This is a genomic window from Faecalibacterium sp. AF10-46 (assembly GCF_003604105.1).
GTDB classification, from domain to species: domain Bacteria; phylum Bacillota; class Clostridia; order Oscillospirales; family Ruminococcaceae; genus Faecalibacterium; species Faecalibacterium taiwanense.
Genome location: NZ_QVGY01000003.1, coordinates 201031 through 226506, shown reverse-complemented (window position 1 = coordinate 226506; position 25476 = coordinate 201031). Strand labels below are relative to the sequence as shown.

The following is a 25476-nucleotide window of genomic DNA, read 5'->3' as shown; positions in this document are numbered from 1 at the left end:
GATTTCTCCACAGCTCTCGCCTTACCAAACATTACTCTTCTTCCGTAGTTTCCTCGTCAGAAGGAACTTCTTTCGACTCAATGTCGATGACTTCGTTTTTCTTCATCTTCTTGTTGGCAATCGACTCCTTGATGTGATTGAAGCCCTTCTTCACCAGCGGAATACCAAACTTGACAGCAGCGGCTCCGACAAGCACCGCACCAGCACCAACCTTGACAATAGTGCCAAAGCTAATGCCAGCGCTGCTCTCGCAGTCGTTGTTGTAAGCAGGATTCTCTGCCTCAGCAGGAACAACACTCTCAACAGGAGCGACCTCCATAGAAGTCTCGTTCTCCATAGTCACATTATTCATTTCGTCCATTTTTGTTACCTCTTTCTTAAATATAAAGTTTTGTAATGTTGGAGTTTTACCTCCATAAAGCAAGGTGAATTTTTCGCGTCTGTTCCGGGCATTGAAAAAAAATCAATAGCCCAGCCACTTGGGCGGTGTACGGTAGTCCAGTACAAGGCACGGCATACCGTTTTCATCAAGTTTGGAAGCATAGAACGTTTCCACTTCCATGGTCGTGTCGGTATCCCACCCAAGCAGATCGCCGTTTCGGTTATGTTCCATCCCCAGATAGTCAAACAGGTCGTTTTCGGTCATGCGGAAATCGCTGAGCAGCTGTTTGTTGACCCCGTTGATAGCCCGTTCAATGGCATTCCGTGTGGTCCAAAAGTAGTTCCCGCTCAGGCTTTCCCAGCATTTTACCCGCTGGTCATAGTAAATATCATCCATTTCGACCCCTTTTGCATTCGGGATCACTGCCGGCTCCGGACTCTTTGCCATCTTATCCAGAGCAACAGCCTCACGGATCTCCTGTTCCTTCTCTGCGCCAATGGTCTCAACAACTTTATTCTGGTAGGTGCGCAGAGCCGTTTCCGAGAGCGTGCACGCTGCAGCCAGCGCGGCATTCTGCTGGCTCTTCACCTTCAGCGCACCGATCGTGCACGCGGTCGAAAGGCCCATGCTCACGATCGTCGGAATGTATACCGGGCCAGCCGTTTTGACAATGGTCTTCGCATCCAGCTTTTCGACACCGAGTTCTGCCTTCTTTTCCTCCAGCAGGATCATCGCCTTCGGAGTTGCCTCGATGGCGAAACCTACAGCCATGACGCCTGCGCCGATAGCAAAACCGGCCAGGATCTTGGATGCATTGCGATTCAGCATCTGCCGACTCGCTTTTGCAAATGATTTCAGGTTCATTTTTCATACCTCCGTAAAATATAAAAAAGAAAGAGCCTACGATTTCTCGTAAGCCCTCGCTTTCGTCAGATGTGTCCAGTTCGTTTCAAATTCTCGAAGCGAATCGTTTCCTCACGGTCACATTCACGCTCGATCTGGATACAGTACCAGATGTATTCCACCAGTCTGATCGGCTGCATCAACACGTATCGTACTGTAGCATACAGCACACGTACCATGTTGATGGCCAGATCTGCCAGCAGATTTACCATCAGGCTGTCCATTTGTTCGTAAAAATTGTAATCGTACATAAATATCATTCTCCTTTACTTTGTTCAAATTGGATTTCTCTTCCATAAAGGAGCCTGTATTTTTCGCGTTTACTGGTTCTTTTCCGCCAGCTGCCGCCGTACTTCTTCCTGCACCATATCCTGCAGGTCTTCCTCGGTCTTTTTATCCTCGATCAGGTCATGTCCAAAGCTCAGCACTGCGCTTGCAGCCATCAGCGCCACAGATGCAACTTTCCACCAGTCGATCTTATGCATGATAAGTGTCCTCCTCATAATTCAGGTAATTTTTAACCGGATCAAGTGCAGGTGCCAGGTAATAGCACTCCAGTCCATCATCCGTGATTTGTTTATCGTATTCAAAGTCCATCCAGTAGGCATCACAGTCATATATGAGTTGGTCCAGACACCATCCCATTTCGTCGCCTTCTGGTGTAACGGTAAGTTCATCAGCGCAGAGATAGTTGCACCATTCGTTCACAGAAATACAACCGTTCGTGGCCAGTTCCCGGTTGAAATAGTACGATGCCTCAATGACACGGGACATGGTGGCATGAAAATATCTTTTCGACGCAGGCTCGTAGAACAGCCGGATGACATCACCATCTTTATCCCGCTGAACATCCTCACCTTTTGTCTTTTCAGCAACTTCCATGCGAAGCTTTTTTTCCTCTTCAGCACCGATGCGCTCCGCCACCTCCCTGCGGTACTCCTGATAGGTTTTTCCCAGTGCCATGTAGGCAGCGGTCATACTGGCCAGCTGTTTCTTGTTCAGCGCATTGGACCCCAGAATGCACGCCACAGTTCCAGCGCCAACCACAGCCGCTGGAATATAAAACTTCCAGCAGTCCTTGACGATTTCTTTTTTCGCCATAGGTTCGTCCTTGTTCATGGTAACGAACGTGGTAGCCTTCACAGTCGCCTTCCCCGTCTCCCACATGGTCAGACCGACACCAAATGAGGCTCCGATGGCAAGGATCGTCCCGCCATGTTTGCGCAGAAACTTTGCGCATGTTTTCGTCAGTTTCATTGCTAAACCTCCATTTTGAAAAATAAAAGAGCCTACGATTTCTCGTAAGCCCTCGCTTTCGATTAGCGCTTCAGATGCCTTTCGGCCTGATCTGTTTTCAGGAATTCATACAGCTTCAGCTCCCAGTTTGCTCGGCCTGCTTTCATCGCATTGTCGAGTGCATCTGCCGCTGAATCATCATTGCGCATCATAAGCTTTCTCCACATGATTGCAACGGTTTCAACGCAGAACAACTCGGTAATGCCAAGAAACGCCACTGCGCCCAAAGCAACCTTCACCAGTTTCTTCATAGTTCATACCTCCAAAATATAAATCTGAGACTAATCATCTCATAAAGCACACTGAAAATTTCGCGTCACAGCACTCCAGCTTTTTTCAGAATATCATTCAGCTGAGCCTTCGTTACCTCCGCATCCAGCTCCAGATGTACCCGCAGCTTCTGCTCCTTGTCCACCCAGTTCACCTGAGCTTCTTTCAGCTCCACTTCTACACCGGGTGCCTGCTTCTTCAAAGCCTTGTTGATGATCTGTGAAATGATACGGCGCATAAAACTTGACCGGATCAGCATAATGTCCTCCATAGCGTTCGACCTCCGAAATATCATTTTCAAAAAAGATAAGAGGGCGTGATCTTTCAGATTTGATTATCCATATCTCTGAATGAATTGTATTTATCAAGCCTCTCTGCCTTGTCCTTATAAGCGATCCACTTCTCGTAAGCAGCGATTGCCCCGATGACTGCTGCATACAGTCCCAGAACAATACCGCTCCACTTAAAGCTGTCGCCCCAAGTAATAGTTTTCATCATAGTAATTTCTCCTTTCGATAAAGCCCTCTTACCTCCATAAAGCAAGCTGATTTTTTCGCGCCATGCCAAAAAGAAAGAGCCGCAGATCTCTCCACGGCTCAATTCCGGAACAAAGACAAGTTCAGTTCGTACCTTGTTTTGTCATTTCTTGCTAAGAATCGATCGCACAATCAATGCAAACAACAGCACTGCAAGACCCACTCCAAGTCCGAATGCCATTGTCACAATCATGTTGCCAATCGTAATCGAATAGTTCCAAAATTTGTTTTCTCGCATAGTATTCTCCTTTGTTCATGGTCTTTGCTCCATAAAGCAAGGAGATTTTTTCGCGTTTGGACAAAATAAAAAGAGCCTACGATTTCTCGTAAGCTCCCCCATTCACATATCAAGCTGTTTTCTTCACAGAAACGCTGTTCTCATACAGTTCATGCGGCGCAATGTCTTGTCCTTCCGGCCATTCAATCCCAATTCCATCGGGTAAAAGCCGAACGGAATTAAAATATTTCTCATCCTTCAGCTGCCCATACCACGAACCGTTTGCATATGGCACGACATCGAACACTTTTACCTCATGGGTTTCATAGTACAAGCGGAGTTTCAAATCCGGCATCGGTTCAACTTTAACTAGTCTCGGCTGCAGCATCAAATATCACTCCTTACTTCAGCGGGTCAATACGGAAAAACTGTTCACCGTTGCTCAACAGCTTCCAGTTTGCTTCCAGATCATCATGATGAATAACGACCCACGCTTCCAGAAGCTTCAATTTATTTTTCGGGAAGCTTCCTTCCAGAATCGTTCCATCCAAGGCCATCACGATTTCTTCTCCAGAATACTCAGCGTGAATGTGCGGCATATTATGCTTGCCACCCTGCTCACGGTACATTCTGACGATAATACCATAGAAAATGCTCAATACCGGCATTTTTGTCACCTCTGTCATCAATTTGATTTTATCATATGTAAGTTATTTTTTCAAGCTTTCATGCTCTTCATTGCCGCTTCAAATTCTTCCACGCTCATGTCAACGCGCGGCGCAGCATCCTCTACCTTCAGGAGTCCATCGCGGACAAGCCCAGCCAGAATATCAATCTCGACTTTGTGCTTGGCGACTTTCTCCTGCGCTTTCTTTTGTTCACGCTCGACACGATCACGCTCCACCGGGCATTTTTTCATGCATTCGGGATAGCTCGGTTCGCCGCAGGAATTGCACATCATGCAGTGCCGTCCCAAATCCGGAATATCTTCTTCAAACTCTTTGATATAGGTCGTCCACTTGCCGTTTTTCTTCACGGGAACAATCATGTGCGATGTCACTCTCACGCTCTTCGCCTCCCTTTGTTTCATTATAGCATGGCCCGGACAAAAGCAAAAGACCATGTTTCAGATCTTTTGCCCTCCAGAGTAAGATTTAGGAAATCAACGTCTGGTAGCGGTCATTCAACTTCGCCATCTTGTCTTCGTCAGCCATAACCTTGACGTGGAACTCCATTCGGTTCTTAGCGTTTATCACACTTTCAACAACCAAACCTTTGTATCCTTCGTCGTACAGCATTCTCAGGCAAATACCGAGCTGTCTGTCGCTCTTTGCCAGAAGGTATTCCATAACTCTCACCTCCTTCATAATAGAGCAAGTTTTTCTCGCGTCTACGAAAAACAAGAGCCGCAGATTTCTCCACGGCTCCTGCCTGTGAGTTACTCTTTAAGCAATTTGTCTTCGGTTTCCGTATAAGCTTTGCATATCGTACTACGTCCCTCCGTATCATTATCGCGCACCGAAATCCACATAGTTCCGTGCATGTAGGTAGCATAACTTATCGCAGTAAGCACCAAACCCACTGCAGTAAAAATCACGCCAGCCGCACCCGCACAATCCATGCGATCAATTTTCGCTTTGTCTGACATTCCAAGTGACGTACCATTAGCATTAGCTTTGATTTTCATAGTTCATACCTCCAAAATATAAATGTTAAGACGTAACTCGTCTCATAAAGCACCCTGTAAAATTCGCGTCCTAAATCGTGCTTCTGTCAAACACGGTCTCCCAGCGCTCTTTTTTCAGGGGCTTCATCCGCAGCGCCCACATGATCTGCCGCACGGTCACGGTAGGATATTCTCCGTTTTGATTTTTTCGTTTGGCATGGCTGTCAAAATATTCCTTGAACCCGTCATGCAGGTAAATTTTATCGGTCAGCCATGGGTCTATGGCGCTCCAGTAGGTCGCTTTGCTTTTCTCGTTGTAGCGCTGCTGGATCACGCACAGGCCCTTGCTGCGCTCTTTATACAAGGTGCATACCCGGTACACAGGATGGTTGCAGCGGTAGACGCTTCCGTAGTAGTTCGTCCACTCCTGCGGCTGAGCGTTATCATGATATCGCATAAAAAATAAAGAGAGTCCGCAGCTTTCGCCACAAACCCTCCTCGGTTCCTCCTTTTAATCTTTTTCCGTAAAGCCTCTCTTCAGCTCATGTACTCCCTCGCTGATTGCTCTCGACAGCTGGGTTACACCGCCTGCCTCGCAGATCGACCAGTACACAGTCATGCCAATCGTGCCTGCAAACGTCAGCGCCTTCATGCCGATTTTTGCCCAGTCAAGTTTGCGCGCCTTCTCCGCTTTCTCCTGATCGAGTTCCAGTTCGTGCACTTTCCGCACGGCCTCGTCCTCTTTCAGCTGTTTTTCGTTTTCCTGCGCTTCATCCTTGAGCTGCATATCGTACAGCTTCAATGCCATGTTTGCAGCCGTATTGTACTCTTCCGTACCCGGCTTCAGATCCTTAAGACTTTCCAGCGATTTCTTCGCCGCGTCTTTCAGCAATTCTTTGTTTTCGTAGTTTTCCATTTTGAAATATCTCCTTTACAAAATATCATTCTGGAGTCTCCTCCATAGAACACCACGTTATTTTCGCGTCCGGATCATTTTGATGTTCAGCATCACCCGCTCTTTCCCTGCCAGAGTTTCCGGACTTTTCGCAAGGTCCAGGAACATGCAATGGTCTGCATCCTCGTCACCGGGTGCGATCACAAGATCACCGACACACCTCTGGCCTTCGCTCAGGTTGAAACCGATGGCAATACCCAGCACCAACCCCAGTGCAGCAATGCAGATGAAAACGATCAGAAACAGTTTTGCGTCCATTTTGAAATTCTCCTTTTTAATAATATAGTAGAGGAACCTGTCCCCTGCGTGCGGAAAAAAGAAAAAGAGCCTACGATTTCTCGTAAGCTCCATTTCGCCTCAGATGTCATTGCGAATCAGGAAAAGCTCATTGCGGTTGCAAGTAACACGCACGATTCCTCCCGCCCGCACCAGCGCGATCGCGTTCCGGTAAGCACAGCGTGCCGTCTCAGCATTCTTATACTCGCGTGTATCGACATACATCACTTTCGAGCTGCTTTCGATGAACACGCGGATCTTATCCATAGCGTTCACGTACCCGCGGTCATAATTCGTCTTTACTCGTTTTGCCATAATAGCATTTCTCCTTTCGTTCTTCGGAAGACATCCTTCCATAAAGGGCAATGCGTTTTTCGCGCCAACATTCTATTCTAGAATAGAAAAAAGAAAGAGAATGGGATTCGGACCCACGACCTCTGCAATCAAGCAGCGCTCTGCCAACTGAGCTATCTCCTTCCATAAGGGAGGCTGTATTTTTCGCGCCTACACCGAAACGTCAAAGAAAAGAGCGCATGTTTCCATACGCCCGTTTTCCGGTCAGAATATCCATTAGCGGATACCACACCGAACCTCGTTCAGCATGAGGAGTTCTTCCCCTTCATTCCAGCCCGCATACGGATCGCTCAGCGACTCGTTCATAGCGGTCAGAACACAGTTCATCATTTCCTCAAAACCTTTAATAACATTCTTCAGCATAGTAAAATACCTCCTAAAATTGTTCATTTCTTTCCATAAAGGAGGGTGAATTTTTCGCGTCTGCGAAAAAAAAGAGCCTATGGCTTCCCATAAGCTCCATTTTGATTTTCAGTGTTTCTTCTTTGTTCTCTGTTTCACCTCTTCCGTCTTAGCGCCAACAAGGCCAATGCACTTGACCAGCAGCACAACGATCAAAATTGCAACGATCAGACTAAACATTGTTCATACCACCTTTCTCATAAAGGCGGCTGATTTTTTCGCGTCTCACTGCCGTTCCTTGCTCAGGAGCCAGAAGAAGTACCGGTAATGCTCGTAGTAGGTCTCGCGGCAGCAGGGGCAGCCATTTGCTTGAAGCTTGTTGTAGCCGTCTCCCTCTGTCACTCCCTTTTTTATGTACGGTGCCAATGCCGTATCAAGTTCCGCAATACACCTGTCCACGATATCGATGCAGCTAGAGTAGAACACTCTGGACAGTGCGATCCTCTCGGTCTGGCTTACAGGTGGGCAGCCCTTGATGATGCCGGAAATATCATTGGGTGATGTCTGCCAGCCGTCGATCAGAGTCAGGGCCTTCTTCCAGTCATCGTACTGCCTGCAAAAATACTTCAGCTCGTAGTAGCGGTATCTCGGAATGTGGTATGGGTTCTTTTTTGACAGCTCCGCACGTTCTCTGCTCATTTTTCGCCCCTCCATTCATAGCCGGTCTGCTCATAGAGGAGCTTGGGTGAGATGTAATAGCTGATCCTGCCCAGCTTTGAGTTCATCTGCTGAATATCTGTAACGCGCTTTCCGTTCCTAGTCGCTTCTCCAATCGGTAACCACCCAGCGATGATTCCAGCTCTCACCCAAGCAGGATCTCTGCCGTATACTCGTGCTGCGATCCGTACAGGAACCGAACCCATTTCTAATCTAGCTTTATCCATTCTATCGTACTCCTTTTGTGTTACTCTAGGAGCGTCTAAATACGTTCCCAGGCTCAAAAGGATGATACTTGTAAAAATGGTCCCCCGCGTGCTGTTTTTTATCTTTTTCGCCCTGAAGGATTGACAAGCAAAAATCTATCGTTTAACCTAGAATAGCTTTTTCAAACAGAAAAAGCCCGGTTTGACCGAGCTTTTGAGTGAAAATGGCAAATTTATACAATGATTGAAGGAGGTTTCTATGTTAAAACTCTGTCCAGAGTGTTGTCTACAAGTGAGCGATAAGGCAGCAGCTTGTCCTCATTGCGGTTACCCGCTCAAATCCAAGTCATCGCTGCCACCAAAAAAGAAAAAACATATGCGTCTTCCCAATGGATTCGGCCAGATTTCCGAAGTCCGAGGGCGTAATCTTCGCAAGCCCTTTCGGGCAATGGTCACAGCCGGAAGAACTGATGAAGGCAAACCGATCGTATGCCCGCTCCGTCCGGTCGCTTATTTTGAAACGTATAATGAAGCATATGAAGCGCTTATGAAATACAACGCGCATCCATTTGACCTTAGCAATAAAACAACCATGCAGGACCTTTTTGATATGTGGCTGACCACGAAAGAGAAAAAAGTGGATTCTTCTACGATTTCCCGTTATAAAAGAGCATGGGCCTACTCCTCCTCGATTCATAACATGCTTGTCCGCGACGTTCATATCTCGCACCTGCAGAATTGTATTGAAAACGGAACCATCGTTTACGCCGGAGAAACTCGCCATGCACAAAACAATAATAAAGACTCAATGAAAAATCTTTATAATCTGCTCTTTGATTATGCAGTCTCCCGCGAACTCGTCGATAAAAATTATGCTCGTATGTTCACGATCGATTCGGGGTATGTCCGCAAACCGAATAGTCATATTCCCTATACCGAAGCAGAACTCGATCTTCTATGGGCAAATATAGACAAGCATCCTATCATTGACATGATTCTAATTCAGTGCTACTCTGGCTGGCGTCCCGGAGAACTATGCGACCTGAAAATGAAGGATGTTGATATGGATGTGGGCACATTTACAGGCGGCTTAAAAACAAAAGCGGGGATAAACCGAACAGTGCCGATTCATCCCCGAATTTACAACCTGGTAAAAGCCCGCTACGAAAAAGCGCTCGAAGCAGGTTCGCCTTATTTATTTTTCACGATCCGCCAGCGTGGTTTCCATCATCAGAACACCGTAAAAGGCGAAGTCACGCAAATGCGCTATGCCTCTTTTTCCGTGCAGCTTGTCAACGAAGTCGTTCCTCTGCTGTCACTGAACCCTGAACATAAAGGCCATGATGGACGTATTACTTTTGTTACAATGGCCAAAAAGTATAACATGGACGAATATGCCATCAAACGACTTGTTGGGCACCATATTAAAGACCTTACTGAACGTGTTTATACCCAAAGAAGCATCGACTGGCTTAAAAATGAGATTGAAAAGATCCCATAATTCCTTATACCGCTTTTGCATTTGAATACAGGGAATGTGTAGGAGTGACCCGATTTTGTCTACATTTTATCCAATCTGTAGATGCCGTATTTCACGTATTTACGTTCAATTCAGTCCAAAAATCAGATAGAAATGGTGTTACAAACGTCCAGCAGCACCGGGTCAAGCGTCTTAGTCATTTCAAGAGCTTCATCCACAGGGTAATCCACCAGTTTTTCGCCCCTCATGCCGACGATGCGGTTATACCTGCCCTGCTCCAGCAGGCACACGGCATGGTAGCCCATTGCAGAAGCGTTCACACGGTCACGCAGAGTGGGAGAACCACCGCGCTGGACATGGCCCAGAATAGTGGCGCGGGAGTCGATGCCGGTGCGTGCCTGAATCTCGTTTGCGATCTCCTGTGCATGGCCGACACCCTCGGCAACAATAATAATGAAGTGACGCTTGCCGGTCTTCTGAGTCTCAGCGATCTTATCCAGAATATCACGCTGCATGTCAAATTCCTTCTCCGGCAGTAGAACAGCCATAGCGCCGGAAGCAATTGCAACATTCAGAGCAATATAACCGGCGTTGCGGCCCATGACCTCGACCACACTGCAGCGGTCGTGGCTCTGGGTGGTATCGCGCAGCTTGTCGATCATCTCCAGCGCGGTATTCATGGCGGTATCGTAGCCAATGGTGTAATCGGTGCAGGAAATATCGTTGTCAATCGTGCCGGGCAGACCGATCATCGGAATGCCGCGGTGGGCCAGCTCACGAGCGCCGCGGTAAGAACCGTCGCCGCCAATGACCACCAGCGCATCAATGCCCAGTTCGCGGCACTTCTCTGCACCCTTGTCCTGACCTTCCTTGGTCTTGAATTCCAGACAGCGGGCGGTATACAGAATGGTACCGCCTGCAGAGATGATGTTCGACACACTGCGCAGGTTCATCTCAAAGCATTCGCCGTTCAGCAGGCCATTGTAGCCACGCTGAATGCCGATCATGCGGTAACCCTTATGCAGGCCGGTACGGACTACGGCGCGCACGGCAGCGTTCATGCCAGGAGCATCACCACCGCTCGTCAATACGCCAATCGTTTTGATCTGCTTTTCCATACGAGAGTTTCCCTCCAATTTGTTTCTTCATTTACCCAATGGTATCACAGCGCTCTCTATTTTAACGCTGTCCAAAGCACTTCACTTGCCTTGAATCATTATAACACAAACGCCTTATTTTGGAAACAGCCATCCCGCCGGATTTGCGTTAAGATTCGTGCACGGAAATGTCATTTTGTTGCAATGTTGTCCGTTCCGACCAGCCTTTCCAGCTCTTTGAACAGCAGCGGATGGCCGGATGCGTACAGATGGCGCGGCACACGCAGATACTGCTTGGTATCGGTCAGATACAGGAGCACCGGCATGTCCCCATCAAAAATGCCAAGCAGATTGACCACCTTTGCATATTCCCTGCTGCTGCGGGAAGGCACACGGATATACAGCTTCTTTGCTGCCGTTTTCATCGGGTCCGGCCTGCCGTTATCCAGTCGGGCCGGATCGTAATTTTCGATCGGGACGATGCTCTCTGCCAGCAGCTTGGAAGCTTCATCCTCCCGTACCGACAGTCTGCCATCGATCACGACGACTGCATTTTCGTGCAGTGAATCCCGGAAAGCATCCAGCACCTTTGGGAATACGATCACTTCCATGGTGCCGGTCAGGTCTTCTACGCTGGTAAAAGCCATCATGCTGTTGGACTTTGTGGTCATCATGCGGCTTTTTACCACCGCGCACACAATGCGCACTTTTTCTCCATCCTTCACATGGGCATCTTCCCCTGTAAGATCCTTGATGGTGTGGGATGTAATGCGTGCCGATTGTTCTCGGTAAGCATCCAGCGGATGACCGGACAGATACAGGCCGCTGACTTCCTTTTCCTGCTGGAGCAGTTCCTTATGGCTGTACTCCGGCAGCTGCTTTATTTCATAGTTATCCTCGGAAGCACCGCTCTGTGCTTCCCCGCTCATCACCGAGAACAGATCCAGCTGTCCATCCAGATTGCGCCGAGAGTCGGTCTCAATGCTCTTCAGAATGCCCTCTACGGCCTCCACATGGCTGTGGCGGTTGTTGCCCAGATGATCGAATGCGCCGGCCTTGATGAGGCACTCCACTGCCCGGCGGTTCAGTTCATTGCCATGCATCCGCTTGCAGAAATCGTACAGGCCGGTGTAAGGTTTATTCTGCCGCCCCTTCACCACATTCTCGATCAGGTTGCGGCCCACATTTTTGACTGCATTCAGGCCAAAGCGGATCTGACCGCTTCCATCCGCCGTGAAGCCGCCGTTGGAAACATTCACATCCGGCGGCAGCACCTTGATGCCAAGGCGGGCACACTCGCCGGAATATTCAATGACCTTATCCGTGTTATCCAGCACACTGGTCAGCAAAGCCGCCATGAACTCACTGGGATAATGGCACTTGAGGTAGGCCGTCTGGAATGCCACATAGGCATAGCAGGCCGCATGGCTCTTATTGAACGCATATGAAGCGAAACTGGACATTTCATCGTAGATCTCATTGGCCACTTTCTCAGAGATGCCGTTTGCCACACAGCCGGGGCATTCGTTGCCGGGATCGGTGCAGCCGTACACAAAGTGCTCCCGCTCGGCCTCCATGACGGCATGTTTCTTTTTGCTCATGGCACGGCGGACATTGTCTGCCTGACCAAAAGAAAAACCTGCCAGCTCCCGGAAGATCTGCATGACCTGCTCCTGATAGACGATGCAGCCATTGGTCACATCCAGAATGTGGGCCAGCTGTGGGGTCTTATAGCTGATTTTGTCCGGCTCGTGGCGGTTGCGCAGGTAGGTGGGGATTGAATCCATGGGGCCGGGCCGGTACAGGCTGATCAGAGCGATAATGTCTTCTAGGTTCTGCGGCTGCAGGCCCACAAGCACCTGCTTCATGCCGGAAGATTCCAGCTGGAACACACCCTCGGTGTCTCCCTGCCCCAGCATCCTGTAGGTGTCCGGGTCGTCGTAATCCAGTTTCTGGATGGAAAACTCCGGGTGGTGCTTCTGCACAGCGGTTTCCGCGTCATGAATGACGGTCAGCGTGCGCAGGCCCAGAAAGTCCATCTTCAAAAGGCCAAGTTCTTCGATCTCGGTCATGTTGAACTGGGTCACAGGCAGGCCGTCGTTGGTGGCCAGCGGCAGATAGTAGTCCGTAGGCTCCGGGGTAATGACGACACCCGCCGCATGGGTGGAAGCATGGCGGGGCATGCCCTCCACCTTCAAGGCCGTGTCGATCAGCTCTGTGACCTGCGGGTCGGTATCGTACATCCGCTTAAGTTCCGGCGATACCTCCAACGCACGCTTCAGCGTCATTTTCAGCTCCATGGGCACCTGCTTTGCCACAACATCTACCTGCTGATACGGAATGCCCATCACGCGGCCCACATCGCGGATGGCGTTGCGGGCGGCCATGGTGCCAAAGGTGACGATCTGAGCCACATGGTCGGCACCATATTTCCGGTTGACGTAATCGATCACTTCCTGACGGCGCTCGTAGCAGAAGTCCACATCAAAATCTGGCATACTGACGCGCTCCGGGTTCAGGAAGCGCTCAAAGATCAGGTTATAACGGATGGGGTCGATATCCGTGATGCCCACGCTGTAAGCCGCAATGCTGCCTGCGCCGGAGCCACGGCCCGGGCCTACCGGGATACCCTGACTCTTGGCGTAGTTCACGTAGTCCCACACGATAAGATAGTAGTTCGTGTAGCCCATCTTTTTGACCACGTCGATCTCGTATTCCAGACGGTCTTTGTTGGCCTGCGGAACATTGGGGCCGTAGCGGCGCTCCAGACCTTCCCAGCAGAGCTTTTCAAAAAACGCCTGATTATCCATACCGTTCGGCGCTTTGTAATATGGAATTTTAGTGTGTCCAAAATCAAAATCAAAGTTACACTGTTCGGCAATTTTGGCGGTATTCTCGCAGGCTTCCGGCACCATGGAGAACAGCTCGTACATTTCGTCTGTCGTTTTGACATAGAACTCGTCGGTCTGGAACTCCATTTTATCCGCATCCTGAATGGTCTTGCCGGTCTGGATGCAGAGCAGGATGCCCTGCATTTTGGCATCCTCCTTGCGCAGATAGTGGGAGTCGTTGGTGGCCGCCATGGGAATGCCGGTCTCCCGTGCAAGCTTGATGAGCTGCGGCAGCACAGTATTATCCTCTTCCAGACCATGGTCCTGAAGCTCGATATAATAGTTTTCCTCGCCGAAGAGGTCTCGATACCACAGCGCTGCTGCTTTGGCGCGCTCATAATCGCCCGCCAGAATGGCCTGCGAAACTTCGCCTGCCAAACAGGCCGACAAGCAGATCAGACCTTCGTGATATTTTTCCAGCAGTTCCTTATCAATGCGGGGCTTGGAATAAAAGCCCTCCACAAAGGCGGCCGACACCATTTTGATCAGATTTTTGTAGCCGGTCTCATTTTTGCACAGCAGGATCAGGTGGTTGTTGCCGTCGATCTTATTTACCTTGTCAAAGCGGGTGCGGGTGGCCACATACACCTCACAGCCGATGATGGGCTTGATGCCAGCCTTTTTTGCAGCCTTATAAAACTGCACGCAGCCGTACATCACGCCGTGGTCGGTGCAGGCAATGGCGGTCTGTCCGCACTCTTTTACGCGATCCATCAGCTGGTCAATGCGGCAGGCACCATCCAGCAGGCTGTACTCTGTGTGGATGTGCAGATGGACAAAAGGCCGGGTATTGGGTAATGCTTCGCTCATGCTTTTGTCTCCTGTTCCAGATTCTGCCGCAGATTTTCGGCCAACGCCTCCAGCTTTTTCATCCGGTGCGACAGGCCGGATTTGCTCACGGGTGGCTCAAAGCAGCCGCACAGCGCTGTGAGCGAAAGATCCGGGTACTGCATCCGCTTGGCAGCGGCCTCCTGCAGTACCTCCGGCAGAGTGCTAAGGGCATTCTGATCTTCCAGAAAGCGGATGGCCTTCAGCGTCTGCGCATTGGCACGGGCCGTTTTGCCAAGGTTTGCCGTATCACAGTTGGTCTGTCGGTTGGTCTGGTTGCGCACCTGTTTGAAGGCTTTTTGCGTATGCATTTCCTCTGCAGCGTTTCCAGCGCCCATAAAGCTGAGCAGCCGTTCCACATTGGCCCCGGTCTTGACGTAGATCAGGTTCACGCCGTTGCGGCGGGTGCGGTGCGGTGCAAACTCATGCTCTGCCAGCAGCGCTTCAAAGTCCCGTGCCAGATTGGTGCGGGAGGTAAGAAATTCCAGATTATATTCTTTCTGCGGATCAATGACCGTTCCACTGCACAAAAAAGCTGCGCCAATGTACGCACTGACGCAGGTCTGACAGCGGATAAGGCGGGGGTCGATCTGCAGGCTGGTCTCGCTGCCCGTGGTGCCGAACAGCTCGTGCATCCGGGCTACCTGCTCCGGCGCGCGGATGTTGAACTCATACAGCATGCCGCTGGGCCGCTGCTTGTGCAGGATCTCGCCCTGCACGCCGCAGCGTGCGAACAGCTGCTGGGCAGCCTGCACCGTCTCCTGCTGCTCGGTCTGCACCACCAGACCCTTTGCATCAAAATATTTGGCAAAGCACGCAATGCCATAAGCTGCCGCACGCACACAGCAATCCTTCTGGATGCTGCGCTGCGCGATCTCCTCCCGCGCGCGGGATGCAAAACTACTCATACTTCCTCGAATTCTGTCAGCGTTTGGCATCGCGGTGCTGCACGCCCGGCTCATAGCCGAGCGAGGTACAGTATTCCGCGATCTTGCGCGCAAATGTAATAGAGCGGTGCTTGCCGCCGGTACATCCCACCGCAATGGTCAGCTGGCTTTTGCCCTCCTTGACGTACAGCGGCAGTGCATACTGCAAAAAGTTCTCATACCGCTTGAGCAGTTCCTGCGCTTCCGGGTGGCTCATGACAAAATCCACCACATCCTGATCAAGGCCGGTCTTATGCTTGAGTTCCGGCACGTAGAAGGGGTTGGGCAGGCAGCGCACATCCAGCACAAGGTCTGCCTCCGGCGGGATGCCGAATTTGAATCCAAAGGACATCACGGTCAGGCGCATGGCACCCTTGGCTCCGCCATTTTTTGCAAAAAGATCGCAGATGCGTTCTTTGTTTTGTGCTGTAGAAAGCAGGGCGGTATTGATGACGTAATCTGCACGCTCCTGCAAAGGCTTCAATATTTTGCGTTCCTTTGCAAAGGCCTCCCGGGTGGAAATGCCCTCGGCAATGCTGATGGGGTGGCGGCGGCGGGTCTCGCTGTAGCGGCGCATCAGAACGTCATCCGGGGCATCCAGAAATAGAATTTTATAATCCACACCCTGCTCATCCAGCTTGTCGAGCGCACGCTCGATCTCTTCGCTGGTGCGGCAGCCGCGCACATCCATGGAAAGAGCCACCCGCTCCAGCTGGCTGTCGCCCGCTTCCGAAAATGCAGTGATGCTGGGCAGCAGTCCGGCCGGAACATTATCTATACAGAAAAAACCGATATCTTCCAGCGCATTCATAGCCACCGACTTGCCTGCACCGGAAAGTCCGCTGACGATCAACAGCTCCATAATCTGATCTACCGCTCCTTTTTTGCTTTTTCCGTTATCGGACGACCCGGATCTCTTTTTCAAGGTCGTAGCCCGTCTTTTCCTTTACGATGGCGCGCACCTCGTCACAGAGTGCCAGCACATCAGCACAGGTAGCGCCGCCAAGGTTTACCACAAAGCCGCAGTGCTTATCGCTGACGGCTGCGCCGCCGTGGCGATAGCCGCGCAGGCCGCACTGGTCGATCAGCGCAGCCGCAAAAGCACCCGCCGGGCGCTTGAAGGTGCTGCCGGCGCTGGGCTTATCCAGCGGCTGTTTTTCCACACGCTTGGCCATCAATTCATCCATTTTTGCACGGATGTCCGCTGCGTTTCCGGGCTGCAGATGGAACTGTGCCGAGAGGATGCAGCCGCTGTTCTCTTCAAAAATACTGTGGCGATAGCGGAGATCCAGCTCTGCGGCAGGCACTTTTCTGACCTCGCCTTCTGCCGCAAGATACCGCACTGTGGTGAGCACGTCCTTCATCTCGCCGCCGTAGGCACCCGCATTCATATACACTGCACCGCCCACCGTGCCGGGGATGCCGTAGGCAAATTCCAGCCCGGACAGGCCATGCTTCAGTGCCGCCTTACACAGTGCCGCAAGGCGGACACCTGCGCCTGCGGTCAGGACTGTATCTTCCACCGCGATCTCTGCGTCCAGTGCCGAAACATCGATCACCACGCCGGAAAAGCCTTCGTCCGCAAACAGGATGTTGCTGCCGTTGCCCAGCAGGTAATAGCGGACAGCCTGCTCTTTGCAAAGCGCAACTGCACTGCAGAGCTGCTGCTCGTTTTCCGGCATGACAAACAGCTGTGCCGGGCCTCCGATTTTAAAGGTACAGTGCGCCGCAAGCGGTTCATTCTCCCTGAACGGGATCGCCGCTGCCTGCAGTTTCTGCTTGAATCGTTCCATGATAACTTGCTCCTTTTGCGGTGTGGGATCAATCCATTTTATCGTCCAGACCCAGACGGATCAGCAGTTCACGCGCTGCGTTGTAGCCCATCTTCTTCTGGCGGTTGTTGATGGCTGCAGTTTCCAGCACGACAGCCAGATTGCGGCCCGGTGAGACCGGAATGCTGGTGCTGGGAATGCTGACACCCAGAATGTCGTAGTATTCGTTTTCCAGACCGGTGCGCTGGTAGTTCTTAGTGGGGTCCCATGCTTCCAGCTGAACCACAAGGTCAAGGCTTTCGCTCAGCTTGACCGCGCCCACGCCGTACACACGGGCCACATTGACGATGCCAATGCCGCGCAGCTCAATGAAGTGGCGGATATTCTCCGGGGCAGTACCCATGATCTGGCGGTTGGACACCTTGCGCAGCTCCACCGCATCATCTGCCACAAGGCGGTGGCCGCGCTTGACCAGCTCGATGGCAAGCTCGCTTTTGCCAATGCCGCTGTCGCCCAGGATCAGGATGCCTTCGCCGTACACTTCCACCAGCACACCATGGCGGGTGATACGCGGTGCCAGTTCCAGATTCAGCACACTGATCAGGCTGCCCATCAGAGTGCAGGTGGTCTCGTTGGAGCGCAGCAGTGCAACACCATGCTTCTGGGCCAGCTCCTGCATTTCCGGGAAGGGGGTCAGTTCTTCGCTGCGGCAGACGATAACAGCCGGCGGCTGCTGACGGAACAGCTGATCCAGCGCTTCGTAGCGTTTTTCCGGTGAAAGGCCGGACAGAAAGTTCATCTCGGCCAGACCCATGATCTGCAGACGCAGCTTATCAAAATAATCGTAATAGCCCGCCAGAAACAGACCCGGGCGGTTCACTTCGGCGATCTCCACACAGATCTGATCCAGTTCCTTCGGCGTATAGACAACTTCCATGCTGACACGGTCGGTCAGCGTTTTGAGCGAGACATTGAATGTGCCCATTCTTGTTCCTCCTGTGCTCCCCTTTTGCTGCACAGCCCTGCCTGCTGTCAGGTACCGTACAGGATTCCTTCTTATTATTATAATAGAACGATCGGTAAAAAACAATATTGTGCGGGCGGCTTTTTCGCAGCCCGGCAAGAATGCACGCAGCAGCGCAGCCATGTACTGATTTTTTACATTTTTCTTACCTTTACACGGATTTTACATTCCCTCGATTTTGGATTTTACATTGCATCTGTATACTCAAAATCAGGAGAAACACATCAAAAACACGTCAAACAAAAGTGAGGAAATCTTTATGACCATCTTCAATGTCTTTTCCCTGCTTGGAGGTCTTGCCCTGTTCCTGTTCGGCATGGACATCATGGGCAAAGCACTGGAAAAGCAGGCCGGCGGCCAGCTGCAGAAGATCCTGAGCAAGCTGACTGACAACCCCCTTAAAGGCTTTTTCCTTGGCCTGTGCGTCACCGCTGTGATCCAGAGTTCCAGCGCTACCACGGTCATGGTGGTCGGCTTTGTCAACAGCGGCATCATGGAGCTGCATCAGGCCATCGGCGTGATCATGGGCAGCAATGTGGGCACCACTGTCACCAGCTGGATCCTGAGCCTTTCCGGCCTGCAGGGCGACAGCCTCCTCATCAATCTGCTCAAACCCACTTCTTTCAGTCCTTTGCTTGCATTTATCGGCATTTTGCTGTATATGTGTAAGAGTGAGAAGAAAAAAGGCGTGGGCACCATCCTCATCGGCTTTGCCGTGCTGATGACTGGCATGACCACCATGTCTAACGCCGTCCTGCCCCTGCAGAACGAGGCATGGTTCACCAGCCTGTTCACCCGCTTTTCCAACCCCCTTCTGGGCGTTCTGGTGGGTGCCCTTGTTACCGGCATCATCCAGAGCTCCAGCGCCAGCGTGGGTATTCTGCAGGCGCTGAGCGCCACCGGCGTGATCACCTACGGCAGTGCCATTCCCATTATCATGGGTCAGAACATCGGCACCTGCGTTACCGCGTTGATCTCCTCTGTGGGTGCCAACAAGAATGCACGCCGTGCTGCCATGGTCCATCTGTACTTCAACATCATCGGTGTGACCATCTTCCTTGTCGGCTTTTACGGCCTGAATACGGTCTGCCACTTTGCTTTTGTGAACACCACCATCGAGGCATGGGGCATCGCTGTGGTGCACTCGGTGTTCAATATCGTGGCAACGCTGGTGCTGCTGCCCTTTGCAAACCTGCTGGAAAAGCTGGCCATCCTCACCATTCCGGATTCGCCGGAAAAGGAAAGCTTTGCGCTGCTGGATGACCGCCTGCTGAACACCCCTGCCGTGGCTGTGGAGCGTGCACGCTCTGCAACGGCTGAAATGGCAGAGCTTGCCCGTGTGGGCGTGATGCAGGCCATGAGCCTGACCCATGAGTGGAACGATACACTTGCGCAGAAGGTCCGCGAGGAGGAGACGCAGGTAGACCGTTACGAGGACGCTCTCGGCACCTACCTTGTCAAGCTTTCCAGCCGTGAGCTGAACCATGCCGACAGCCAGAGCGTAAATACTCTGCTGCACACCATCAGCGATTTTGAGCGCATCAGCGACCATTCCGTAAACCTGATGGAATCTGCCGAAGAGATGCACACCAAAGAAATCCAGTTCTCGCAGGATGCCCGCGACGAGCTGCAGGTGCTGGAGGATGCGGTGCAGGATATTCTGAACCGCACCACTGATGCTTTCCGCAAGGGTGATCTGCATCTTGCCAGCAAGGTGGAACCGCTGGAAGCCGTGGTCAACGAGCTGGTACGTGCCATCAAGGCCCACCACATTGCCCGCCTGCAGGCCGGCAGCTGCTCCATTGAATATGGCTTTGTGCTGGACGACCTGCTGACCAACTATGAGCGTGTGTGCGACCACTGCAGCAACGTAGCCGTTGCACAGATCGAGGTTGCACAGGACAGCTTTGATACCCACGCATACCTCAACGAGCTGCGTCACGGCAATGACACCAAGGAAAGTGAGGAATTCCATCGCCGTCTTGACCGTTACCGTGAACGCTATCTCTTCCCTGAAAATCAATCTGCGGAGGATTTTGACAAATGATCTATATTGTTGAAGACGATGCCGCCATCCGGGAGCTGGAACAGTATGCCCTGCAGTCCAGCGGATACGAAGTGACCAGCTTTGAAAGCTCTGAGCTGTTCTGGCAGGCCATGCACACTGCAGAGCCGGAACTGGTGATCTTAGACGTGATGCTGCCCGGTGAGGACGGTTTTTCCATCCTGAAAAAGCTGCGCAACACCCCTTCCCTGCGCAGGCTGCCCGTCATCATGGTGACTGCAAAATCCAGTGAGCTGGACACCGTGCGCGGGCTGGACTGCGGTGCCGATGATTACATCTCAAAGCCTTTTGGCATCATGGAATTTTTGAGCCGGGTGCGCGCCGCCTTGCGCCGCTCGGCTCCGGAAGCACGTCCCAACGTACTCAGCTTTCACGAGATCCTGCTGGACAATGCCCGTCACAACGTGACCGTGAGCGGAACGCCGGTGGAGCTGACCTACAAGGAGTACAGTCTGCTGCGCCTGCTGCTGGAAAATACCAATCTGGTGGTGACGCGCGAGACCATTCTGCAGGTGGTGTGGGGCACCGACGTTTCGGTGGAGAGCCGCACTGTGGATATGCATATCCGCACCCTGCGCAAAAAGCTGGGGGATGCCGGCAAATACATCTGCACTGTGCGCAAGGTGGGTTACAAGCTGACCGATGAAGAGGAGGCCGGTGAAGAATGAAGCTGCGCAGCATGGAAGAAAAGATCAGCTACCGCCTGTTCCTGATGGGCTTCCTCGGTCTGCTGTTCACGGCGGCGCTTTGCATCTTTGTTTTTCACAAGGCATTCACGGCTCAGGCATGGACCAGCCTTGAGCGGGAAGCCGATCTGGCAAGCGCCGGTTATGATCTGGTGCAGGACCCGCAGCAGCTTTCGTTCTTTGTTACCAATAATCTGCGCATCACCCTGATCTCGCAGGACGGCAGCGTGCTGTTTGAATCTGCTACCGATCAGCCCATGGAGAACCATCTCTCCCGCCCGGAGATCCGTCAGGCCATGACCGAAGGTGTGGGCCGGGACATCCGCGATTCCCAGACCATGGGCTACGAGACCTATTACTATGCCGTACTGCTGCCCAACGGTGAGATTTTGCGCATGGCACAGGATGCAGAAACGGTCTGGTCTATTTATGATTCGACCCTGCCTGCCATCGTGCTGAGCTGCGTTGCACTCATGCTGGCCGCCGCTGTTCTGGCAGCTCTGCTCACCCGTGCATTAGTCTCCCCTGTGCTGAGCATGACCGAAGATCTGGATCATATTCAGGACAATGTTCCCTATAAGGAGCTTGTCCCCTTTGCTGAAAGCATCCACTCTGACCGCATCCTCCGTGAGAACAATGAAAAGATGCGGCAGGAGTTTACTGCCAATGTCAGCCATGAGCTGAAGACCCCGCTGACCAGTATTTCCGGCTATGCGGAGCTGATCGAGACCGGCATTGCAAAGCCTGAGGATGTGCCGTGCTTTGCCCAGAAGATCCATGTGGAGGCCAGCCGTATGATCCAGCTGGTGAACGATATCCTGCAGCTTTCCAGTCTGGACAACGCCAGCGAAGCCGGTTCTGAGCCGGAGATGGAGACAGTGGATCTGCTTACCGTTGCCAAGGACTGCGTAGAGCGCCAGAAGCTGAATGCCCGCCGGGCTTACATCTCGCTGAACTGTCTGGGCGAAAGTGCTCTTGTGCACGGCAACCGTGCCCTGCTGGACGAGCTATGCCAGAACCTGTGCGATAATGCGATCCGTTATAATCGTCCCGGCGGTAAGGTACAGATCACCACAGCCTGCAGCCGCAACGGACACTGCACCCTGACTGTGGCCGATAACGGCATCGGCATCCCGAAAGAAGCACAGTCCAGCGTGTTTGAGCGCTTCTATCGTGTGGATAAGAGCCGCAGCAAGGCTACCGGCGGTACCGGTCTGGGCCTTGCCATCGTCAAGCATATCGCACGCATCCACAACGCACGCATCAAGCTGGAAAGTCAGGTGGATGTGGGCACTACCATTACTGTCACCTTCCCCACTGCCAACTGAATCACATCGGTAAAAACCTCACGTCTGCCTGCAATTGCGGGCAGGCGTTTTTTATTGTGATCTTTTCTCTGTCCACACCGTTCTGCAATGCACTGCGCTGCTGCAGATGCACAAGGTCGATGCCCTGCTGCCAGAAAGACTGCACCGTCTGCGTGCACAGTTCTGCCAGCTGTTCGCACTGTGCGGCGCTGGGCTGCGGCGTATCATAGCTGCGCTGACAGTCCAGCCGCAGACTGGCAGTTTCTTCCTGCAGGGTGACAGACACGCTGCATCGGCGGACCGTTACCGGCTCACCTTCCAGCCAGAACGTATGCACGCCGCCCATTTCCAGCAAAAGCCGCGCTGTTTCCGCCTGCCGGGCCTCCAGCTCAATGCTGTTTTCCACTCGCCAGAGGATGCTTGTATCTGCAAGTGCCACTTCCTGTTTCTCTGCCCGCAGCTGCGGCAGAAGCATTCCGTCCTGATACTGGTAAAGCCTCGGCATCTGGTCTGCGCACTGCTTGAGCTGCTCAAGCAGTTTGTTCGGAAATTCCTGCTTTTCCGCTGGAAGTTCCTCCAAAAATCCATCGTCCATTTCCAGCACAGAAACTTTTGCCGATACCCTGCCCTGCCTGTTTTCCAGCACCGTGCGCTCATACGCTGCAAGCAGCTCTGCCGATGCATCTTGATCGATCAGCAGATAATCGCACAGGCGGTAATCTGCCTTTTGCGGCAGTTGCTTTTGAGCCGCCGCCAGCGCTTTTGCCAGCGTGTCCGCCTGCGCCAACTGCAGCTGCACAGCCCCAGAGGCCTCGGATGCATCGGCGGCGGCTTCCGGAGCCTGATACAGCAGCCCTACGGTGATGGACTGTTCCTTCTGAGCAAGATACAGCGCACGCACCATGCTTTTTTCGGTGGTCTCGCAGCGCAGAAAAATCAGGCACCATCCGATCAAAAGCACCGTACTGAGAGAGCGCAGTTTCTTCTGCTTCATTTTACCGCTCCTTTCCCGCACTGCACCGCGCGCTGCCACACGGTACGCACTGCCGCGCAGAGAAAGCCGGTGCGGAAGATCGCGCAGGTGAGCCAGATGAGCAAAAGCAGCGCATCCATGCGGGAGAAAACATCTGCGCTCCATGCCCGCAGCAGCTCCTGTGCCGGGTAATCCGCTGCGCCAAATACGAGGCACATCCCGGCAGTAAGACCCGCCTGTACCAGAAAGGTGAGCCATGGCAGCCAGGACATGCTGCGCGGCTCTTCATAACCTGCAAGAAGCGGCCAGAACAAATACTCCGCATACAGCGGAACACGCGGCCAGCGGGCCAGTTGCACAGCATCTGCCGTCAGCAGGTGCGCCCAGTCCATCTGCCCGGCAAGCCCTGTCAGACAGACCAGCCCACCCAGCAGCACGAACCACCACAGCACCCGTGCCGGAGCATCCCAGCCGGAAGGCGGAATACACCACCCTGCCCAGAGCAAAAGCGGCAGCAGGCCGATCAGCGCCATGGAGCGGAACTCCTGCTGGCAGATGTTCTGGGCCTGCATTACGGTTTCAAACAACTCTGCCAGAAACCATGCTCCTGCGGAAAACAGCCAGACCCACTGCATGGCTGCCCGCTGCCAGCAGGCAGAGAACACCCCACTGATGCATGTGAGCAAAAGAGCCTGAACCGCTCCATGAATGATCATCCCACGCGGAGAGATACCGGTCTGCATTTCTTCTGCCAGCGCAGCTGTCCACACGCTCAGTGCCAGCACGGGAGCAGAAAAGCCTTTCTGTTTTTGTATCATTTTCCCTCCCGTTTCTGCCAGATATTAAAGTCGTGCGCTGAAAGGCGGCGGTAGTTGCGGCGGATGATGCCATCCTCTTCCATGGGCCGCTGCGGGAACGGATGCGCCGCCAGATATGGCACCTGCAGGCAGGCTGTGCCGGAAAGACTGAGCAGAACTGCAAAAAAAGCCCCCGCAAGGCCCACCGGCCCGGCAAGACCTGCAGCCAGCACCACACCCAGACGCAGCAGCGTAGCAGGCTCGTACAAAGAGGGCGTGACGAACACCGCGATGGCCGTGATGCTTGCCACAAAGATCACCGGCGTGCTCATAAGCCCGGTGGCAATGGCAGCATCGCCGATGATCAACGCGGACACCAGACTGACCGAATGCCCCAGCGACTGCGGCATCCGCAGACCTGCTTCCCGGATGACCTCCAAAATGAGTATGACCAGCAGCATTTCCGCAAACAGCGGCAGCGGTGTGGCCTTCTCCGCCGCTTCGATCTTGTACAGAAGCTGCGGTGGGATCAGCTCCGGCAGGTAGACCGCCAGACAGACGAACACACCCGGCAGAAATACTGTGAGGTAGAACGAAACATATTTGAGGATGCGCAGAAAAGAGGAAAACACGGCGGTGGATGCATAATCGTCCAAGCACTCAAAATTTTCGCAGAAAAGAGCCGGAAGCACCATGGCGGAGGGACTTCCGTTGACCAGCACCACGATCTTGCCCTCACAGATCTTTGCCGCCGCCACGGCAGGCCGCTCGGTGTAGCTTACCGGCGTGAACAGCCGCGCCTTGCCCGGCAGCAGCCACGGCACAAAGTAACTGGAATCCAGCAAAAGCTCCGGCTTTGCAGCGGCAAGCGCCTTGCGCACACGGATCACCATGGCGGAGTCTGCCCTGTTTTTGCAGTAGCAGATGGCGTATTCCGTTTGCATTTCGGTATCGGCCTGCGCCACCTCCTGCACCAGATGTTCGGTACGGATGAGCCGCCGCAGCAGGCTCAGATTGACCCGCAGCAGGTCGGCAAAGCCTTCGCGGGAGCCGCGCAGATTGCCCTCCCCGGAAGGCTCGTCTACCGAGCGGAACTTCAGTCCCTGTACCGAGAAGGCAATGCCCTTTGCGCAGCCGTCCAGCAGTAAGACCGCCATGCCTGCTGTCATTCGTTTGATCAGATCAGCCAGATCTGTTACCGGCTCACTTTCTGCCGGAAAGGCTGAGCCGTGCAGGATCAGCTCAAAGACCTGCGGCCCGGTGCAACGCTGGCCTGCCTGCTGCGGCGGTGCCTGACGGCTGGCCGCATCCAGTAAAAGCTCCCACAAAGAATCCAGGCTTGCCATGCCGTCAAACAGCAGGATGCTTCCCCTGCAATGATAAATCGTGATCTCCTTGGCATAATAATCCGAAGAGGTGCCAAACATTTTGTCCAGCACCGCAAGATTTGCCGCAAGGCTCTGTGATAACTGCCGCATCCAACCACTCCTTTGCACAGCAGTATGCCCGG

The 25476-nt window shown here is 52.7% G+C and carries 34 protein-coding genes and 1 tRNA gene; 4 read left to right on the top strand and 31 right to left on the bottom strand.

Features of this window, described 5'->3' with window-relative positions; genetic code table 11:
- Positions 1-31: 31 nt before the first annotated feature.
- The 22 genes from DWV57_RS05800 to DWV57_RS05715 all read right to left on the bottom strand — a co-directional run bounded on the left by DWV57_RS05800 (position 32) and on the right by DWV57_RS05715 (position 8141).
- Complete coding sequence (locus DWV57_RS05800; RefSeq protein WP_120020227.1) at positions 32-361, bottom strand: hypothetical protein; 330 nt, start codon at positions 359-361, stop codon at positions 32-34.
- Positions 362-463: 102 nt separating this feature from the next.
- Complete coding sequence (locus tag DWV57_RS05795; protein WP_120020226.1) at positions 464-1246, bottom strand: DUF6353 family protein; 783 nt, start codon at positions 1244-1246, stop codon at positions 464-466.
- A 65-nt stretch (positions 1247-1311) separates the two neighbouring features.
- Positions 1312-1536, bottom strand: a complete 225-nt coding sequence (locus DWV57_RS05790) for a hypothetical protein (protein WP_120020225.1) — start codon at positions 1534-1536, stop codon at positions 1312-1314.
- Positions 1537-1605: 69 nt separating this feature from the next.
- On the bottom strand, positions 1606-1770 hold the full coding sequence (locus DWV57_RS14475) for a hypothetical protein (protein WP_158576310.1): 165 nt from the start codon (positions 1768-1770) through the stop codon (positions 1606-1608).
- Positions 1763-2542 (bottom strand): DUF6353 family protein, encoded by a 780-nt coding sequence (locus DWV57_RS05785; protein ID WP_120020224.1) that lies wholly within the window; start codon positions 2540-2542, stop codon positions 1763-1765. The genes DWV57_RS14475 and DWV57_RS05785 overlap by 8 nt, the downstream gene beginning before the upstream one ends.
- Positions 2543-2604: 62 nt before the next feature.
- Positions 2605-2832, bottom strand: coding sequence for a hypothetical protein (locus tag DWV57_RS05780; RefSeq protein WP_118527306.1), 228 nt, complete (start codon positions 2830-2832; stop codon positions 2605-2607).
- Between the two features lie 65 nt (positions 2833-2897).
- A complete protein-coding gene (locus DWV57_RS05775) occupies positions 2898-3122 on the bottom strand; it encodes a hypothetical protein (RefSeq protein ID WP_097775616.1) in 225 nt (74 codons plus the stop codon).
- Between the two features lie 53 nt (positions 3123-3175).
- Positions 3176-3349: a hypothetical protein gene (locus DWV57_RS14470; protein ID WP_158576312.1), complete on the bottom strand. Its 174-nt coding sequence runs from the start codon at positions 3347-3349 to the stop codon at positions 3176-3178.
- Between the two features lie 141 nt (positions 3350-3490).
- Positions 3491-3625: a hypothetical protein gene (locus DWV57_RS14930; protein ID WP_256372184.1), complete on the bottom strand. Its 135-nt coding sequence runs from the start codon at positions 3623-3625 to the stop codon at positions 3491-3493.
- 109 nt (positions 3626-3734) lie between these two features.
- Positions 3735-3992 (bottom strand): DUF2442 domain-containing protein, encoded by a 258-nt coding sequence (locus DWV57_RS05770; RefSeq protein WP_118527308.1) that lies wholly within the window; start codon positions 3990-3992, stop codon positions 3735-3737.
- A 13-nt stretch (positions 3993-4005) separates the two neighbouring features.
- Positions 4006-4272 (bottom strand): DUF4160 domain-containing protein, encoded by a 267-nt coding sequence (locus DWV57_RS05765; protein WP_118527310.1) that lies wholly within the window; start codon positions 4270-4272, stop codon positions 4006-4008.
- A gap of 50 nt (positions 4273-4322) precedes the next feature.
- A complete protein-coding gene (locus DWV57_RS05760; RefSeq protein WP_118527312.1) occupies positions 4323-4670 on the bottom strand; it encodes a hypothetical protein in 348 nt (115 codons plus the stop codon).
- Positions 4671-4758: 88 nt separating this feature from the next.
- The gene (locus DWV57_RS05755; protein ID WP_118527314.1) at positions 4759-4953 is read right to left on the bottom strand and encodes a hypothetical protein; all 195 of its coding nucleotides are present in this window, start codon (positions 4951-4953) and stop codon (positions 4759-4761) included.
- 89 nt (positions 4954-5042) lie between these two features.
- Complete coding sequence (locus DWV57_RS05750) at positions 5043-5291, bottom strand: hypothetical protein (protein ID WP_118527316.1); 249 nt, start codon at positions 5289-5291, stop codon at positions 5043-5045.
- Positions 5292-5361: 70 nt separating this feature from the next.
- Positions 5362-5727 carry a hypothetical protein gene (locus tag DWV57_RS05745; RefSeq protein ID WP_118527318.1) on the bottom strand — a complete coding sequence of 122 codons (366 nt, stop codon included), beginning with the start codon at positions 5725-5727 and terminating at the stop codon, positions 5362-5364.
- Positions 5728-5781: 54 nt separating this feature from the next.
- Complete coding sequence (locus DWV57_RS05740) at positions 5782-6186, bottom strand: hypothetical protein (protein WP_118527320.1); 405 nt, start codon at positions 6184-6186, stop codon at positions 5782-5784.
- Positions 6187-6243: 57 nt separating this feature from the next.
- Positions 6244-6483, bottom strand: coding sequence for a hypothetical protein (locus tag DWV57_RS05735; protein ID WP_118527322.1), 240 nt, complete (start codon positions 6481-6483; stop codon positions 6244-6246).
- Positions 6484-6582: 99 nt separating this feature from the next.
- Positions 6583-6816 carry a hypothetical protein gene (locus DWV57_RS05730; RefSeq protein WP_097775622.1) on the bottom strand — a complete coding sequence of 78 codons (234 nt, stop codon included), beginning with the start codon at positions 6814-6816 and terminating at the stop codon, positions 6583-6585.
- 92 nt (positions 6817-6908) lie between these two features.
- Positions 6909-6978: transfer RNA gene (locus DWV57_RS05725), tRNA-OTHER, on the bottom strand.
- A 93-nt stretch (positions 6979-7071) separates the two neighbouring features.
- A complete protein-coding gene (locus DWV57_RS14465; protein ID WP_158576314.1) occupies positions 7072-7218 on the bottom strand; it encodes a hypothetical protein in 147 nt (48 codons plus the stop codon).
- Positions 7219-7482: 264 nt separating this feature from the next.
- Complete coding sequence (locus DWV57_RS05720) at positions 7483-7896, bottom strand: hypothetical protein (RefSeq protein ID WP_120020223.1); 414 nt, start codon at positions 7894-7896, stop codon at positions 7483-7485.
- On the bottom strand, positions 7893-8141 hold the full coding sequence (locus tag DWV57_RS05715; RefSeq protein ID WP_097775624.1) for a hypothetical protein: 249 nt from the start codon (positions 8139-8141) through the stop codon (positions 7893-7895). The genes DWV57_RS05720 and DWV57_RS05715 overlap by 4 nt, the downstream gene beginning before the upstream one ends.
- A 238-nt stretch (positions 8142-8379) precedes the next feature.
- Here DWV57_RS05715 and DWV57_RS05710 point away from each other — a divergent pair, with 238 nt between their 5' ends.
- Entirely contained in the window at positions 8380-9621 is a 1242-nt protein-coding gene (locus tag DWV57_RS05710; RefSeq protein ID WP_118527326.1) for a tyrosine-type recombinase/integrase, read from the top strand.
- Between the two features lie 122 nt (positions 9622-9743).
- Here the strand turns inward: DWV57_RS05710 and pfkA are convergent, their stop codons facing one another.
- The 6 genes from pfkA to hprK all read right to left on the bottom strand — a co-directional run bounded on the left by pfkA (position 9744) and on the right by hprK (position 18099).
- Positions 9744-10718, bottom strand: coding sequence for a 6-phosphofructokinase (gene pfkA / locus DWV57_RS05705; protein ID WP_097777759.1), 975 nt, complete (start codon positions 10716-10718; stop codon positions 9744-9746).
- A 170-nt stretch (positions 10719-10888) separates the two neighbouring features.
- A complete protein-coding gene (locus DWV57_RS05700; protein WP_120020222.1) occupies positions 10889-14398 on the bottom strand; it encodes a DNA polymerase III subunit alpha in 3510 nt (1169 codons plus the stop codon).
- Entirely contained in the window at positions 14395-15324 is a 930-nt protein-coding gene (whiA, locus tag DWV57_RS05695; protein ID WP_120020221.1) for a DNA-binding protein WhiA, read from the bottom strand. The genes DWV57_RS05700 and whiA overlap by 4 nt, the downstream gene beginning before the upstream one ends.
- A 16-nt stretch (positions 15325-15340) precedes the next feature.
- On the bottom strand, positions 15341-16204 hold the full coding sequence (gene rapZ, locus DWV57_RS05690; protein WP_097777756.1) for an RNase adapter RapZ: 864 nt from the start codon (positions 16202-16204) through the stop codon (positions 15341-15343).
- A gap of 34 nt (positions 16205-16238) precedes the next feature.
- Positions 16239-17135: a UDP-N-acetylmuramate dehydrogenase gene (gene murB, locus DWV57_RS05685; RefSeq protein ID WP_118527334.1), complete on the bottom strand. Its 897-nt coding sequence runs from the start codon at positions 17133-17135 to the stop codon at positions 16239-16241.
- 28 nt (positions 17136-17163) lie between these two features.
- Positions 17164-18099 (bottom strand): HPr(Ser) kinase/phosphatase, encoded by a 936-nt coding sequence (gene hprK, locus DWV57_RS05680; RefSeq protein WP_005941969.1) that lies wholly within the window; start codon positions 18097-18099, stop codon positions 17164-17166.
- Positions 18100-18397: 298 nt separating this feature from the next.
- Between hprK and DWV57_RS05675 the strand changes: the two genes are divergently transcribed.
- Genes DWV57_RS05675 through DWV57_RS05665 form a run of 3 tightly spaced genes read left to right on the top strand, consistent with a single transcriptional unit; the run spans position 18398 to position 22217 of the window.
- Complete coding sequence (locus DWV57_RS05675) at positions 18398-20185, top strand: Na/Pi cotransporter family protein (RefSeq protein WP_120020220.1); 1788 nt, start codon at positions 18398-18400, stop codon at positions 20183-20185.
- Positions 20182-20871 carry a response regulator transcription factor gene (locus DWV57_RS05670; protein WP_120020219.1) on the top strand — a complete coding sequence of 230 codons (690 nt, stop codon included), beginning with the start codon at positions 20182-20184 and terminating at the stop codon, positions 20869-20871. Before DWV57_RS05675 ends, DWV57_RS05670 begins: the two co-directional genes overlap by 4 nt.
- Positions 20868-22217 carry an ATP-binding protein gene (locus tag DWV57_RS05665; RefSeq protein WP_120020218.1) on the top strand — a complete coding sequence of 450 codons (1350 nt, stop codon included), beginning with the start codon at positions 20868-20870 and terminating at the stop codon, positions 22215-22217. The genes DWV57_RS05670 and DWV57_RS05665 overlap by 4 nt, the downstream gene beginning before the upstream one ends.
- 1 nt (position 22218) lies before the next feature.
- Here DWV57_RS05665 and DWV57_RS05660 read toward each other — a convergent pair whose 3' ends face one another.
- The 3 genes from DWV57_RS05660 to DWV57_RS05650 are packed head-to-tail and all read right to left on the bottom strand — an operon-like array spanning position 22219 to position 25444.
- Positions 22219-23190, bottom strand: a complete 972-nt coding sequence (locus DWV57_RS05660) for a hypothetical protein (RefSeq protein ID WP_120020217.1) — start codon at positions 23188-23190, stop codon at positions 22219-22221.
- Positions 23187-23987, bottom strand: coding sequence for a hypothetical protein (locus tag DWV57_RS05655; RefSeq protein ID WP_118527340.1), 801 nt, complete (start codon positions 23985-23987; stop codon positions 23187-23189). The genes DWV57_RS05660 and DWV57_RS05655 overlap by 4 nt, the downstream gene beginning before the upstream one ends.
- Positions 23984-25444 (bottom strand): spore germination protein, encoded by a 1461-nt coding sequence (locus DWV57_RS05650; RefSeq protein ID WP_243089033.1) that lies wholly within the window; start codon positions 25442-25444, stop codon positions 23984-23986. Before DWV57_RS05650 ends, DWV57_RS05655 begins: the two co-directional genes overlap by 4 nt.
- Positions 25445-25476 lie beyond the last annotated feature (32 nt).

What these genes read in the sequence shown, in the direction of transcription:
- DWV57_RS05800 (WP_120020227.1), bottom strand. Translation starts at nt 361, where the DNA reads ATGGACGAAATGAATAATGTGACTATGGAGAACGAGACTTCTATGGAG.
- DWV57_RS05795 (WP_120020226.1), bottom strand. Translation starts at nt 1,246, where the DNA reads ATGAACCTGAAATCATTTGCAAAAGCGAGTCGGCAGATGCTGAATCGC.
- DWV57_RS05790 (WP_120020225.1), bottom strand. Translation starts at nt 1,536, where the DNA reads ATGTACGATTACAATTTTTACGAACAAATGGACAGCCTGATGGTAAAT.
- DWV57_RS14475 (WP_158576310.1), bottom strand. Translation starts at nt 1,770, where the DNA reads ATGCATAAGATCGACTGGTGGAAAGTTGCATCTGTGGCGCTGATGGCT.
- DWV57_RS05785 (WP_120020224.1), bottom strand. Translation starts at nt 2,542, where the DNA reads ATGAAACTGACGAAAACATGCGCAAAGTTTCTGCGCAAACATGGCGGG.
- DWV57_RS05780 (WP_118527306.1), bottom strand. Translation starts at nt 2,832, where the DNA reads ATGAAGAAACTGGTGAAGGTTGCTTTGGGCGCAGTGGCGTTTCTTGGC.
- DWV57_RS05775 (WP_097775616.1), bottom strand. Translation starts at nt 3,122, where the DNA reads ATGGAGGACATTATGCTGATCCGGTCAAGTTTTATGCGCCGTATCATT.
- DWV57_RS14470 (WP_158576312.1), bottom strand. Translation starts at nt 3,349, where the DNA reads ATGATGAAAACTATTACTTGGGGCGACAGCTTTAAGTGGAGCGGTATT.
- DWV57_RS14930 (WP_256372184.1), bottom strand. Translation starts at nt 3,625, where the DNA reads ATGCGAGAAAACAAATTTTGGAACTATTCGATTACGATTGGCAACATG.
- DWV57_RS05770 (WP_118527308.1), bottom strand. Translation starts at nt 3,992, where the DNA reads ATGCTGCAGCCGAGACTAGTTAAAGTTGAACCGATGCCGGATTTGAAA.
- DWV57_RS05765 (WP_118527310.1), bottom strand. Translation starts at nt 4,272, where the DNA reads ATGCCGGTATTGAGCATTTTCTATGGTATTATCGTCAGAATGTACCGT.
- DWV57_RS05755 (WP_118527314.1), bottom strand. Translation starts at nt 4,953, where the DNA reads ATGGAATACCTTCTGGCAAAGAGCGACAGACAGCTCGGTATTTGCCTG.
- DWV57_RS05750 (WP_118527316.1), bottom strand. Translation starts at nt 5,291, where the DNA reads ATGAAAATCAAAGCTAATGCTAATGGTACGTCACTTGGAATGTCAGAC.
- DWV57_RS05745 (WP_118527318.1), bottom strand. Translation starts at nt 5,727, where the DNA reads ATGCGATATCATGATAACGCTCAGCCGCAGGAGTGGACGAACTACTAC.
- DWV57_RS05740 (WP_118527320.1), bottom strand. Translation starts at nt 6,186, where the DNA reads ATGGAAAACTACGAAAACAAAGAATTGCTGAAAGACGCGGCGAAGAAA.
- DWV57_RS05735 (WP_118527322.1), bottom strand. Translation starts at nt 6,483, where the DNA reads ATGGACGCAAAACTGTTTCTGATCGTTTTCATCTGCATTGCTGCACTG.
- DWV57_RS05730 (WP_097775622.1), bottom strand. Translation starts at nt 6,816, where the DNA reads ATGGCAAAACGAGTAAAGACGAATTATGACCGCGGGTACGTGAACGCT.
- DWV57_RS14465 (WP_158576314.1), bottom strand. Translation starts at nt 7,218, where the DNA reads ATGCTGAAGAATGTTATTAAAGGTTTTGAGGAAATGATGAACTGTGTT.
- DWV57_RS05720 (WP_120020223.1), bottom strand. Translation starts at nt 7,896, where the DNA reads ATGAGCAGAGAACGTGCGGAGCTGTCAAAAAAGAACCCATACCACATT.
- DWV57_RS05715 (WP_097775624.1), bottom strand. Translation starts at nt 8,141, where the DNA reads ATGGATAAAGCTAGATTAGAAATGGGTTCGGTTCCTGTACGGATCGCA.
- DWV57_RS05710 (WP_118527326.1), top strand. Translation starts at nt 8,380, where the DNA reads ATGTTAAAACTCTGTCCAGAGTGTTGTCTACAAGTGAGCGATAAGGCA.
- pfkA (WP_097777759.1), bottom strand. Translation starts at nt 10,718, where the DNA reads ATGGAAAAGCAGATCAAAACGATTGGCGTATTGACGAGCGGTGGTGAT.
- DWV57_RS05700 (WP_120020222.1), bottom strand. Translation starts at nt 14,398, where the DNA reads ATGAGCGAAGCATTACCCAATACCCGGCCTTTTGTCCATCTGCACATC.
- whiA (WP_120020221.1), bottom strand. Translation starts at nt 15,324, where the DNA reads ATGAGTAGTTTTGCATCCCGCGCGCGGGAGGAGATCGCGCAGCGCAGC.
- rapZ (WP_097777756.1), bottom strand. Translation starts at nt 16,204, where the DNA reads ATGGAGCTGTTGATCGTCAGCGGACTTTCCGGTGCAGGCAAGTCGGTG.
- murB (WP_118527334.1), bottom strand. Translation starts at nt 17,135, where the DNA reads ATGGAACGATTCAAGCAGAAACTGCAGGCAGCGGCGATCCCGTTCAGG.
- hprK (WP_005941969.1), bottom strand. Translation starts at nt 18,099, where the DNA reads ATGGGCACATTCAATGTCTCGCTCAAAACGCTGACCGACCGTGTCAGC.
- DWV57_RS05675 (WP_120020220.1), top strand. Translation starts at nt 18,398, where the DNA reads ATGACCATCTTCAATGTCTTTTCCCTGCTTGGAGGTCTTGCCCTGTTC.
- DWV57_RS05670 (WP_120020219.1), top strand. Translation starts at nt 20,182, where the DNA reads ATGATCTATATTGTTGAAGACGATGCCGCCATCCGGGAGCTGGAACAG.
- DWV57_RS05665 (WP_120020218.1), top strand. Translation starts at nt 20,868, where the DNA reads ATGAAGCTGCGCAGCATGGAAGAAAAGATCAGCTACCGCCTGTTCCTG.
- DWV57_RS05660 (WP_120020217.1), bottom strand. Translation starts at nt 23,190, where the DNA reads ATGAAGCAGAAGAAACTGCGCTCTCTCAGTACGGTGCTTTTGATCGGA.
- DWV57_RS05655 (WP_118527340.1), bottom strand. Translation starts at nt 23,987, where the DNA reads ATGATACAAAAACAGAAAGGCTTTTCTGCTCCCGTGCTGGCACTGAGC.
- DWV57_RS05650 (WP_243089033.1), bottom strand. Translation starts at nt 25,444, where the DNA reads ATGCGGCAGTTATCACAGAGCCTTGCGGCAAATCTTGCGGTGCTGGAC.